The 298-nt window shown below is 66.1% G+C and carries 1 protein-coding gene; it reads left to right on the top strand.

Features of this window, described 5'->3' with window-relative positions:
- A partial coding sequence (locus U5A58_RS40630; protein ID WP_321965477.1) for an FAD-linked oxidase C-terminal domain-containing protein occupies window positions 1-298 on the top strand: 298 nt, incomplete at both ends.

The following is a 298-nucleotide window of genomic DNA, read 5'->3' as shown; positions in this document are numbered from 1 at the left end:
GTCGTCGTTCGAGTTGATGTGGGACGACTTCATGCTGGCCGCCTGCGACCTGGCGAGGCTCAAGCCTGCCTTTTCGACGCGTTATCCGGTGTACGCCCTCGTCGAGACACTGGGCGAAGCCAACGACGACGCTCAGCGCGCGCTCGAAGAAGCGCTTGGCGACGCACTTGAAGCAGGCACGATCGACGACGTGATCGTCGCGCAGTCGCTGGAGCAGGCAAAGCAGTTGTGGGCCGCGCGCGAGTCGGTCGGCGAGTTGCTGGCCGCCACGCGCCCGCACGCAGCCTTCGACGTTGGC

Origin of the sequence: Paraburkholderia sp. J7, assembly GCF_905220155.1 — a bacterium.
In the GTDB taxonomy this organism is placed as follows: Bacteria; Pseudomonadota; Gammaproteobacteria; order Burkholderiales; family Burkholderiaceae; genus Paraburkholderia.
This window is presented reverse-complemented; position numbering and strand designations above follow the sequence as displayed.